Consider the following 11,702-nt stretch of genomic DNA (forward strand, 5'->3'; position numbering starts at 1 on the left):
GTCCCTAAAAGAAATAGGACCATTCGTTCATGCGAAAGGTCCTATTTTTGTGCTATTTTGTTCTTTTAATTCTTTCAACGCCGCTGCAAATTTCGACGAAACCGCAGTAGGATTTCCTCTCAGCAGCCCGCGGCGGTAGAAGGCATGGAGCTTTTTAGCCGGGCGCAGGGACTGGCGGCGGTGTTTGAGTTCTTCTAACCGGGTGCTCAGGCGGGTGAGGCGGTTGTCGAAGGCGATGCGGGCATCGACTTCGGTGCGGACTTCGGCCATGCGCTCGTTGACGCGCTGTTTGGCAGCTTCGATGCGTTCTGCGTTTCCTGCTTTGGCAGCTTCGATGCGGGAGGTGGTTTCTTCTCGAACATCGGACAGGCGTTTTTCGGCGAGTGCCTTGGTCTCAGACAGGCGCTCTTTGTGTTCGGTGGCAGCCGCCTGCAGCTGTCTGGCAGTCTCGGCGCGTGCGGTTGCCAGGCGTTCTTCGGCGTCACTGCGGACGGCGGCAAGTCTGCGGGCGGCTTCTGCCTGGGCGGCTGCCAGTTTTTCGGCTGTTTCTTCACGGGTCAGAGCGCCGCGCTCAATGGCTTCCTCACGCAGCAGCTCGATCTTGGACTGTAGCTCTTCGATATCGGCTTTGAGCTTCGTCATAGCTTCCAGCGTATGACCCAGAGCCAGGGCTGCCTTGATGGATTCGTAAGCATCGGCGGTGAAAAGAACGCTGATGACAAAATCGCAGATGAGCAGGATAACCGGAGGAACCGCAAGCACAGTGCGGGCGATCGGATCATGGATGACATCGGTCATAAGGATCGTCAGAAATCCCCATGCGATCGAGGAACTCAGGCAGATATAGCCGTGCAGCTGGAACGGCTGGCTGCTGTAATCCCAGTAGCGGACCTTGAATAGGCGTTCCATGACGGCGCCGGTGACATATTCAAGCGCCGTGGCGGCGATAAAACCGGAAATATAGACGAGCGGCAGGCTGTCCCGCACCGGCAGGGACACCCAGAGCATCATCACCGCGCCGGAACCGTAGAGCGGCAGCATCGGAAGCCGCAGAAATCCGCGGTTGACGAGCCGTTTCTGTTTCAGGGAAACATAAGTCGATTCGAAAATCCACCCTAAAAAGCAGTATACATAGAAAAAAGCTAGCCATTGGTACCAGGTATAGGTATACATAAAACCTCCTTTAGAAAATCAAGTCATTTTCTCATTGGTTGAAAAACGTATCTAAAATGAAGTTGTTTCTTATCTTACTATATAAATCTAGAAAAGTTCAAGGCATCTGGGTGAAAAAAGATAATTCCAAAATCTCCGCTTGCCACAAAAGCACGCTTCGTGTACAATAAATCGAAGTCGGCTTTGCCACAGACAGCAGACAGACGTACAGAAAGCAAATCTTATATGAAGTGGATTTGTTTTCCAGGATAAAATTTGCAGAAAAAGAAGAACAATTCAACAAATACAAACAATTTACAATAAAAAGAAAAATAGGAGAGGTACACACGTGAGTATACTGAATGTAGAACATTTAAGCCACGGTTTTGGTGACCGGGCGATTTTTCAGGATGTTTCGTTCCGCCTGTTAAAGGGTGAGCACATCGGTCTGATCGGTGCGAACGGCGAGGGTAAATCGACGTTTATGAATATTATTACCGGGCATATGCAGCCGGACGAGGGAAAAGTAGAGTGGTCAAAGCGGGTGCGCGTCGGCTATCTGGATCAGCACACGGTGCTGGAAAAAGGCATGACGATCCGCGAGGTTTTGAAGAGCGCATTTTCCTTCCTGTTTGAGCTGGAAGTGCAGATGAATGAAATCTGCGACCATCTGGGCGAGGCATCGGAGGATGAGATGAACGTGATGATGGAAGAGCTGGGAACGATCCAGGATCTTCTGATGAACCACGATTTTTATTCCATCGATGCGAAGGTAGAGGAAGTTGGACGTGCGCTGGGACTGACCGACATCGGTCTGGACCGCGATGTAACGGACTTGAGCGGCGGACAGAGAACGAAGGTACTGCTTGGCAAGCTGCTTCTGGAAAAGCCGGATATCTTGTTGCTGGACGAGCCGACGAACTATCTGGATGTGCAGCACATCGAGTGGCTGAAACGGTATTTGCAGGAATATGAAAATGCGTTCATCCTGATTTCACACGATGTTCCGTTCTTAAATAGCGTAGTAAATATCATTTATCATATGGAAAATCAGCGGCTTGACCGCTATGTGGGCGATTACGACAAGTTTCTCGAGGTGCACGAGGCGAAGAAAGCGCAGCTCGAGGCAGCGTATAAGCGTCAGCAGCAGGAGATCGCGCAGCTGCAGGATTTTGTGGCACGTAATAAAGCGCGTGTTTCCACGCGAAATATGGCGATGTCCCGCCAGAAAAAGCTGGATAAAATGGATGTGATCGAACTGGCGAAGGAAAAACCGAAGCCAGAGTTCAACTTCCTGGAGGCGAGAGCCTCCGGAAAATGTATTTTTGAGACGGAGGATCTGGTGATCGGTTACGACGAGCCACTCTCCCGTCCACTGAACCTCTATATGGAGCGCGGCGAGAAGATTGCGATGATCGGTGCCAACGGAATTGGAAAGACGACGCTTTTAAAGAGTATTTTAGGTTTGATTCCAGCAGTGTCCGGCAAGGTGACGCTGGGCGATTATCTCTCCATCGGCTATTTCGAACAGGAGATGGCGCCGGGCAATACGACGACCTGCATCGATGAGATCTGGAAAGAATTTCCGTCCTACACCCAGTACCAGGTGCGTTCCGCACTGGCAAAATGCGGTCTGACGACCCAGCACATCGAGAGCCAGGTGCGCGTGCTCAGCGGTGGCGAGCAGGCAAAAGTGCGCCTGTGTAAGCTGATCAACCGCGAGACGAACCTTCTGCTTCTCGACGAGCCGACGAACCATCTGGACGTTGAGGCGAAGGAGGAGTTAAAGCGTGCGCTGGCGGCGTACAAAGGAAATATCCTTCTGATCTGCCATGAACCGGATTTCTATGAGGGATTCGCAACGAAGGTCTGGGACTGCAGTGAGTGGAGTCTGAAAATATAAGAAAAAAATGTTTTTCAGCGTACCCCAACATTCAGTATAGAGCCCTTTTTCTAAGGTGCCTGGCACTGACAAAAAACAGGAACGCCATCGGCTGAGAGTCCGACGGCGTTCCTGTTTTTCTTAAATTGGGAATGGTAGGTATATATAAAAAAGAAATTGGCTTAGGGGGGCCGGACGATTTGTATCGTCCGGTATGAGTATGAAAAAGCTTTTTTATTTCAAGTAACACTTGAAACAAAGGCCTGTTACCCTTTCGGATAACATATTTGTATTATAGGAGAAACTTGTGACTAAAATATGTCCCTTTCATAAAAAAAATATAAAGTCCATAAAAAAATAAAAACCTCTTTCAAAAGAATCGAAAGTTGTATATAATAGTAAGTGGTATAGTCCGCTCTAAAACAATGCGCGGGCTGGATGGCAGCGAAAAAAGCTGAAATAAAGAAGATAAAATACAATGAAACTCATAGATTTATGTACTCAAGAGTGCATATTCAGAGCAGGAGGAAAACAACTATGTTGATGTCCAATGATATTGGTATCGATCTGGGTACAGCCAGCATCCTTGTATATATCAAGGGAAAAGGTGTCGTACTGAAAGAGCCGTCCGTAGTGGCGATCGATCGGGATACGAATAAGATCATGGCGATCGGCGAGGAAGCCCGCCTGATGATCGGCAGAACCCCTGGCAATATCGTAGCGGTCCGTCCGTTGCGCCAGGGGGTTATTTCAGATTATACAGTGACAGAGAAGATGATGAAATATTTCATCAACAAGGCAGTCGGCAAGAAGACACTCCGCAAGCCGCGTATCAGCGTCTGCATCCCGAGCGGTGCGACCGAGGTAGAGCGCAAGGCGGTTGAGGATGCGACTTACCAGGCTGGCGCACGCGAGGTTTCGATCATCGAGGAGCCGGTAGCAGCTGCGATCGGCGCTGGTATCGATATTTCCAAGGCGTGCGGCAACATGATCGTAGATATTGGTGGTGGTACGGCAGATATCGCCGTTATTTCTCTGGGCGGTACCGTAGTCAGCACTTCTATTAAAGTGGCTGGTGATGACTTCGACGAGGCACTGGTCCGTTACATGAGAAAGAAACACAATCTTTTGATCGGTGAGAGAACCGCTGAGGAGATCAAGATAAATATCGGTGCGGCATACCGCCGTCCGGAGGTAATCACAATGGAAGTGCGCGGACGAAATCTGGTTACCGGACTTCCGAAGACGATCGTTGTCACATCCGACGAGACGCTGGAAGCGCTGCGCGAGCCGGCACTCCAGATCGTAGATGCCGTTCACAACGTACTCGAGCGGACGCCGCCGGAATTGGCAGCCGACATTTTTGACCGTGGTATCGTACTGACAGGCGGCGGCGCACTGTTAAGCGGTCTGGATGCCCTGATCGAGGAGAAAACTGGCATTTCCACGATGATCGCAGAGGATCCGCTGACCGCAGTTGCGATCGGAACGGGTAAGTTTATCGAGTTCGCACACGGTGAGAAGAAAAACTACGATTAAAGAGAACCGCCGGAAGGCGGATAGCATAAAAATATGGCAGCAGTTAAAGGATATATTGAAAAAATAAAATACCGCAATGAGGACAATGGCTATACGGTTCTCTCTATCAGCGGCTTGGACGACGGGGAGGAATATGTGCTGGTTGGCACTTTTTCCTACATCGCAGAGGGCGAGATGATCGAGGCGAGCGGGCGTATGACCGAGCATCCGATTTACGGGGAACAGATGGCGGTGGAAAGCTATGAGCTGAAAGCGCCTGAGGATACTGTTTCCATGGAACGATATTTAGGCTCCGGCGCCATCAAAGGTGTCGGGGCTGCTTTAGCTTCCAGGATTGTTAAAAAATTTAAGGCGGACACATTCCGCATCATGGAAGAAGAGCCGGAACGCCTCGCGGAGGTCAAGGGAATCAGTGAAAAAATGGCGATGTCCATCGGTGAACAGGTCGAGGAAAAGCGCGATATGCGCCAGGCGATGATGTTTCTGCAAAATTATGGCATTTCCATCAATCTGGCGGTTAAAATCTACCAGGAATACGGTCCGGCAATGTACACGATTCTCCAGAACAATCCGTATAAGCTGGCGGACGATATTCCGGGCGTCGGTTTTAAGATGGCAGACGAGATCGCGGCGAAGATAGGAATCGTGGCAGATTCGGATTTCCGCATCAAGAGCGGCATCCTGTATACACTCTATCAGGCGACGGCGAACGGGCACACATACCTGCCGGAGGACGAGCTGGCGGATCGGGCGGCAAAGCTTCTACAGGTTGAGATTTCCGAGATTGACAAGCATCTGATGGATATGCAGATGGATAAACGGCTGGTGATCCGGGAGAGGAAACAGCAGAAAACAGCAGAAATGGATGTTTTTGTTCAGGCGGAATCGGCAGTGTCGGGGCAGATGCAGCCGCAGCCAGATGTTTTGGGTGAACCGAATGCATCAAATGTATCAAATATAGCAAACGCCCCGGAACGCGCCGTTTATGCATCACACTACTATTATACCGAGCTAAACACCGCCCGCATGCTGCACGACTTAAACATCACTGGTTCCGAATCGGAAGAACAGATTCGGAAAAGTCTGGCAGTCATCCAGAAAGAGGAACAGATCGAGCTGGATGAACTGCAGATCCGCGCGGTGATTGAGGCGGTCAACTGCGGACTTTTGGTAATCACGGGCGGCCCGGGTACCGGAAAAACGACGACGATCAACACGATCATCCGGTATTTTGAAAAGGGCGACATGGATATCCTGCTGGCAGCCCCGACCGGACGCGCAGCAAAAAGGATGACCGAGGCGACAGGCTATGAGGCGAAGACGATTCACCGCCTGTTAGAGCTGACGGGAATGCCAGAGGAGGATGAGAAGAGCCGGACGACTTCGATGCATTTTGAGCGGAACGAGGACAATCCACTGGAAGCTGATGTCATTATTATCGATGAAATGTCGATGGTGGATATCAATCTGATGCATTCGCTGCTCCGGGCGGTCAATGTCGGCACACGTCTGATTCTGGTAGGTGATGTGGATCAGCTTCCGAGCGTCGGACCGGGCAATGTCCTGCGTGATATCATCGAGTCAGAGTGTTTCCATGTGGTAAAGCTAACCCGGATTTTCCGGCAGGCGGCGCAGAGCGATATTATCGTCAATGCCCACCGCATCAATGCCGGAGAGCGCATTCCGATCGGAAAGTCAAGCAGGGATTTCCTCTTTATAAAGCGTGATGATCCGAATGCGATCATCAATGCAATGATCACGCTGGTACGTGAAAAACTGCCGAATTACGTCCATGCCGATTTGTTTGAGGTACAGGTCATGACGCCGATGCGGAAGGGAGTGCTGGGATCGATACGGTTAAATTCCATTTTGCAGGAATTTTTAAATCCGCCATCGGCAGAAAAGGCGGAAAAAGAGTATGGCGAGACGACGTTTCGTGTGGGCGACAAGGTCATGCAGATCAAGAACAATTACCAGATTGAGTGGACTTCCTACAACCGCAGCGGCATCCCGGTGGACAAGGGAGCCGGCGTGTTCAACGGGGATCTTGGGCGTATCCGCGAGATCAATACCTTTGCGGAGCTGGTAACCGTGGAGTATGATGAGGGAAAACGTGTCGAGTACAGCTTCAAGCAGCTGGAGGAGCTGGAATTGGCATATGCGATCACGATCCACAAGTCGCAGGGAAGCGAGTATCCGGCGGTCGTGATTCCGGTCTGGAGCGGACCGCAGATGCTGATGACGCGGAATCTGATTTACACGGCGGTTACAAGGGCAAGAGCCTGTGTCTGCCTGGTCGGTGTCCCGTATGTGTTTCAGCAGATGGTGGACAATGCGATGGAACAGAAGCGCTATTCGGGACTGCGCGACCGCATTGAAGAAATTATGGAGACATTGTGATAAAAAATATAAAATGGAATCAATTCCCCCGCGCCGCTCTGGATGCGCTATATCCAAGGCGCTGCCCGGTCTGCGGGGAGATCGTGACGCCGAAGGGCGGGCTTATCTGTCCTTCGTGTCTTTTGAGGCTTTCGCCTGTCAAATCGCCGGTTTGTCAGAAATGTGGAAAAGAAGTTTGGAGTGAAGAAATCGAATATTGTCCAGACTGTGTGAAACACCGCCGGTCATTTGCACGTGGGATGGCACTCTTTAACTATACGGAGGAAGCTGCGCGCTCGATGGCAGCGGTTAAATATAAAAATAAGAGGGAATATCTCGATTTTTATGCCGAAGCTGCAGCGGAAAAGCTGAGGCAGTATGAAAATCGGGAGGAGTGGCAGTTTGACGGTCTGGTTCCCGTTCCGGTCCACCCGGCGCGGAAAAGGAAACGCGGTTTCAATCAGGCGGAGGTTCTGGCAAAGCGGATGGGCGAGCGGCTGGAAATGCCGGTGTGCCCGGAATTTTTATATCGAATACGAAATACAGAACCCCTGAAAGAGCTGAATCCAGATGAACGGCTCCGGAATTTACAGCAGGCGTTTCAGGCAGATGCGGAGGCAATCCGGGCAAGTGGTGTGCAAAACGTGCTTCTCGTGGATGATATTTATACGACCGGAAGCACGGCGGAAGCGTGTACCCGGGCGCTTCTGTCTGCGGGGATTGAAAAAGTCTGTTTTTTTGCCGTTTGTATTGGACAAGGACGCTAAAGTGGGATATGATAGAGAAGATAGGCAGAGGGAAGCCTTATAAGTGGAAATACTCCGGCATTTCTGGATGAAAAGAATAGTAGAAAGCATTTGAATCTAAAAGTTTGCGGGAGAGGCAAAAAGAGGTTCAGGAGACGGAAGGAATGCGGGGGAGATTTCAAGTAAGAAAGAAAAGGAGTAAAAAGAATGCAGGAATTTGAATATCGCCTGGAAAAGGAAGATTATAAAAACTGGATTCACTGGAACGTGCTTAAGCATGAGTCCAAGAAAATGAAGATGGTGTCGGCACTCTTATATGTCGCATTTTTAGCTCTCTTTCTGGGAAAAAATGTGATGCAGGCAAAGGGCAATCTGGTTCTTCTTGTACCGTCCATCGTGATAGCGGTGCTGGTCGGCATCGGCATGTTTTACATGATTTCAAACCAGAACCAGGAGCGGATGATCTGGAAACGGAGCGGACTTAAAAATTTGGAAAAGACGGGCAATTTCCCAGTCGTACATCTGACGCTGGATGAGAAGACACTGACCATGACGGTTGCGGCACAGGAGATGACCAAGACTTACAGCTACAGCGACATTGAGCAGATGGTTGAGATTGAGCGGATGTATCTGCTTGAGACGAACGAGAAAACCTGGCAGTTTATCGCCAAGTCGGCATTTTCCAGCGAGGAAGAGCAAAAGCAGTTTGAGACATTCATGAATGAAAAACTTGCGGATGCCAAGGAAAACCCGGAAGAATATCCATCCGTGACAAAAAATCCGGAAAATGCGGAGAACCAGGAGGGCGGCGCCCTGCATCAGAACGCCGCGCTTGAGGATGATGTTGTGGAAGCTGATGAGCCGGAGATCACCCGCGTAGATACAAGCCATATGGGTAAGATTGGAAAAATGGCGCATTTTATCGGAAGCCAGGCGGCAGATGAGGAAGAAACCGATGAGTAAACGTTTCTGATTGTTTTATAGCATCATTGTAAATCCTGATAATGTGAAATACGAGGCGCGGGCAGAATCTGGTTCCAGCCTGCACTAAGTGAAAACGATATCTATAATATAAAAGAGGCGGCGAATGTCGGCAAGTTATTGCTTGACGCGCCGCTTCTTTTATGATATAGTAGACGGGCGAATGGAAGAACATAGGTCTTTTTTTTATGCTCAAAAACCAGATTTCCGGTTGGAGAGTGGAAAGATCGCATACTAAGAAAAATGGAGGTGGAAGTTGTGCGTACAAGAATTACACTGGCATGCACAGAATGCAAGCAGCGCAATTACAACATGACCAAGGATAAGAAAACTCATCCGGACAGAATGGAAACCAAAAAGTACTGCAGATTCTGTAAGACACACACGTTACACAAAGAGACGAAGTAAGAGTAACTGGTTGGTTCTGCGCGATCGGGCATCTGCCTGAGCGCTTTGGAGGACAAAAATGGGTGATACAGAAAATACCAAAAAAGCTCCTAAAAAGAGTTTCTGGAAAGGTCTAAAAGCTGAGTACAAAAGGATCATCTGGCCTGACAAAGAGACAGTTACGAAGCAGACTGGAGCGGTCATCGCCGTTTCCGTTGCGCTGGGACTTATCATTGCGGCTCTTGACACGGCAATCGTGTTTGGACTGCACTTCGTTATGTAAAGGCAAAGGTGAGAAATATGGCAGAAGCAAATTGGTATGTAGTGCATACTTATTCCGGCTATGAAAACAAAGTAAAGGTTGACATCGAAAAGACGATCGAGAACCGGAACCTTCAGGATCAGATCTTAGAGGTTTCCGTGCCGATGCAGGAAGTTATCGAAGTCAAGAATGGAGCCAATAAACAGGTTGCCAAGAAGATGTTTCCCGGATACGTACTGATCAACATGGTTATGAATGATGATACCTGGTACGTAGTACGCAACACCCGCGGAGTGACCGGGTTTGTTGGTCCGGGCTCCAAACCGGTTCCTTTGACGGAAGAGGAGATGGCCGGTCTCGGATTTAAGGAAACCGGCGTTGTTGTTGACTTTGAGGTCGGCGACACGGTTGTTGTAACGACAGGGGCATGGAAAGATACCGTTGGTGTTATCGAGTCCATCAACGAGGAAAGACAGACCCTGACGATTCGTGTAGAACTGTTTGGCCGTGAGACACCGGTTGAACTGAACTTCACAGAGATCAAGAAGATGATGTAAAGAGGTTCATTTATGAGCCTGTGGGAGGGAAATCCCCGCAATTACCACAATTTATAGGAGGTGCCAACAATGGCAAAGAAAGTTACAGGATATATTAAATTACAGATTCCTGCTGGAAAGGCTACACCAGCTCCGCCAGTAGGTCCGGCTCTTGGACAGCACGGTGTAAACATCGTACAGTTCACGAAAGAGTTCAACGCTAAGACAGCAGACCAGGGCGATATGATCATCCCGGTTGTTATTACTGTATATGCTGACAGAAGCTTCAGCTTCATCACAAAGACTCCGCCGGCTGCCGTTTTGTTAAAGAAAGCTTGCAAGATTAAATCCGGTTCCGCTACACCGAACAAGACTAAGGTAGCTAGCATCTCGAAAGAGGATCTGCAGAAGATCGCAGAATTAAAGATGCCTGACTTAAATGCAGCAAGCCTTGAAGCTGCTATGAGCATGATCGCTGGTACAGCAAGAAGTATGGGTATCACAGTTGCCGAGTAATTTTCGGGATGTTTATCAGTAACGTGGGAGGGAATTCCCCGACAATACCACTAGGAGGTTTTTTATAATGAAAAGAGGAAAAAGATACGTAGAGGCTGCTAAATTAGTAGATCGCGCAAGCCTTTATGAAGCTGCAGATGCCATCTCCATCGTGAAGAAGGCTGCAGGTGCTAAATTCGATGAAACCGTAGAACTTCATATCAGAACTGGTTGTGACGGCCGTCATGCTGATCAGCAGATCCGTGGTGCAGTTGTACTGCCGCACGGAACTGGTAAGACCGTTCGTATCCTTGTATTTGCTAAGGGACCGAAGGCAGAAGAGGCTCAGGCTGCAGGCGCAGATTTCGTAGGCGCTGAGGAGCTGATCCCGAAGATCCAGAACGAGGGATGGTTAGACTTCGACGTAGTAGTAGCTACTCCGGACATGATGGGCGTTGTAGGACGTCTTGGTCGTGTACTTGGACCGAAGGGCTTAATGCCGAACCCGAAGGCTGGTACTGTTACTATGGATGTAACCAAAGCTATCAATGATATCAAAGCCGGTAAGATCGAGTACAGACTTGATAAGACTAACATTATCCACGTGCCAGTAGGTAAAGCTTCCTTCACAGAGGAGCAGTTAGCGGACAACTTCCAGACGCTTATTGACGCTATCCTGAAGGCAAAACCAGCTACCTTAAAGGGCGCTTACTTAAAGAGTGTAACCATGACTTCTACCATGGGCCCGGGCGTTAAGCTGAACGTAGGTAAGCTGATTGGCTAATCAGAAGACGTTATAGAATCAAGAGGATGAGGGACTTTTGGGCCTTTCGTCCTCTTTTTTTCGATTGTCGAAAAAATATAAATAAAGTCAAAAAAACAGTTGACTTTATACTTTAGTAGTGATAAAATATGTTCTGTTGCCGCTGAGAAAGCGGAAACGAAAATTAAAGAGTCAAGACGCACAGGTGATTGTGAAAACTTTCAAAAAGAAAGTGAAAAAGTCCTTGACAAAAATGAATATCCATTATATAATGGCTAAGCACATTTTTGGAGAGATATCGAAGCGGTCATAACGAGGCGGTCTTGAAAACCGTTTGTCCGAAAGGGCGCGTGGGTTCGAATCCCACTCTCTCCGTTTCAAGAACGGTTATTAATTTCATAAGATATAAAAATCAACCTGCAGAAGTACCCAAGAGGTTGAAGGGGCTCCCCTGGAAAGGGAGTAGGTCGTTAGTAGCGGCGCGAGGGTTCAAATCCCTCCTTCTGCGTTCGATGCGAAAGCATCAGGAACCTTGAAAACTGAACAGTATGTAAAACCCTGAAAATTCTAAGAACAAAGG

Annotated in this window: 11 protein-coding genes and 2 tRNA genes; 12 read left to right on the forward strand and 1 reads right to left on the reverse strand. The window is 49.0% G+C overall.

What is annotated here, in order from left to right; genetic code table 11:
- Positions 1 to 27: 27 nt before the first annotated feature.
- Positions 28 to 1,173, reverse strand: coding sequence for a putative ABC transporter permease (locus tag DW720_RS14635; RefSeq protein WP_118749788.1), 1,146 nt, complete (start codon positions 1,171 to 1,173; stop codon positions 28 to 30).
- Positions 1,174 to 1,501: 328 nt separating this feature from the next.
- On the opposite strand from DW720_RS14635, the gene DW720_RS14640 reads away from it, so the two are divergent.
- The 12 genes from DW720_RS14640 (at position 1,502) to DW720_RS14695 (ending at position 11,630) form a co-directional block, all read left to right on the forward strand.
- Positions 1,502 to 3,055 (forward strand): ABC-F family ATP-binding cassette domain-containing protein, encoded by a 1,554-nt coding sequence (locus tag DW720_RS14640; RefSeq protein WP_118749789.1) that lies wholly within the window; start codon positions 1,502 to 1,504, stop codon positions 3,053 to 3,055.
- A 516-nt stretch (positions 3,056 to 3,571) separates the two neighbouring features.
- On the forward strand, positions 3,572 to 4,573 hold the full coding sequence (locus DW720_RS14645; protein WP_022359104.1) for a rod shape-determining protein: 1,002 nt from the start codon (positions 3,572 to 3,574) through the stop codon (positions 4,571 to 4,573).
- Positions 4,574 to 4,606: 33 nt separating this feature from the next.
- The gene (locus DW720_RS14650; protein WP_022359103.1) at positions 4,607 to 6,973 is read left to right on the forward strand and encodes an ATP-dependent RecD-like DNA helicase; all 2,367 of its coding nucleotides are present in this window, start codon (positions 4,607 to 4,609) and stop codon (positions 6,971 to 6,973) included.
- Positions 6,970 to 7,719 (forward strand): ComF family protein, encoded by a 750-nt coding sequence (locus DW720_RS14655; RefSeq protein WP_243032365.1) that lies wholly within the window; start codon positions 6,970 to 6,972, stop codon positions 7,717 to 7,719. The genes DW720_RS14650 and DW720_RS14655 overlap by 4 nt, the downstream gene beginning before the upstream one ends.
- A gap of 186 nt (positions 7,720 to 7,905) precedes the next feature.
- Positions 7,906 to 8,661 (forward strand): YcxB family protein, encoded by a 756-nt coding sequence (locus tag DW720_RS14660; RefSeq protein ID WP_118472563.1) that lies wholly within the window; start codon positions 7,906 to 7,908, stop codon positions 8,659 to 8,661.
- Between the two features lie 261 nt (positions 8,662 to 8,922).
- Positions 8,923 to 9,087 (forward strand): 50S ribosomal protein L33, encoded by a 165-nt coding sequence (gene rpmG, locus DW720_RS14665; protein WP_207722866.1) that lies wholly within the window; start codon positions 8,923 to 8,925, stop codon positions 9,085 to 9,087.
- Positions 9,088 to 9,145: 58 nt separating this feature from the next.
- On the forward strand, positions 9,146 to 9,349 hold the full coding sequence (gene secE / locus DW720_RS14670; RefSeq protein WP_022359100.1) for a preprotein translocase subunit SecE: 204 nt from the start codon (positions 9,146 to 9,148) through the stop codon (positions 9,347 to 9,349).
- Positions 9,350 to 9,366: 17 nt separating this feature from the next.
- Positions 9,367 to 9,885: a transcription termination/antitermination protein NusG gene (nusG, locus tag DW720_RS14675; protein WP_022359099.1), complete on the forward strand. Its 519-nt coding sequence runs from the start codon at positions 9,367 to 9,369 to the stop codon at positions 9,883 to 9,885.
- A gap of 69 nt (positions 9,886 to 9,954) precedes the next feature.
- Positions 9,955 to 10,380, forward strand: a complete 426-nt coding sequence (rplK, locus tag DW720_RS14680) for a 50S ribosomal protein L11 (protein ID WP_022359098.1) — start codon at positions 9,955 to 9,957, stop codon at positions 10,378 to 10,380.
- Between the two features lie 67 nt (positions 10,381 to 10,447).
- Entirely contained in the window at positions 10,448 to 11,143 is a 696-nt protein-coding gene (gene rplA / locus DW720_RS14685) for a 50S ribosomal protein L1 (RefSeq protein WP_022359097.1), read from the forward strand.
- Positions 11,144 to 11,411: 268 nt separating this feature from the next.
- Positions 11,412 to 11,497 (forward strand) — tRNA-Ser (locus DW720_RS14690).
- A 44-nt stretch (positions 11,498 to 11,541) separates the two neighbouring features.
- Positions 11,542 to 11,630 (forward strand) — tRNA-Ser (locus DW720_RS14695).
- Positions 11,631 to 11,702: the final 72 nt, after the last annotated feature.

The sequence above is a fragment of the Clostridium sp. AM27-28 genome (assembly GCF_003480955.1).
Classification (GTDB): Bacteria; Bacillota; Clostridia; order Lachnospirales; family Lachnospiraceae; genus Otoolea; species Otoolea fessa.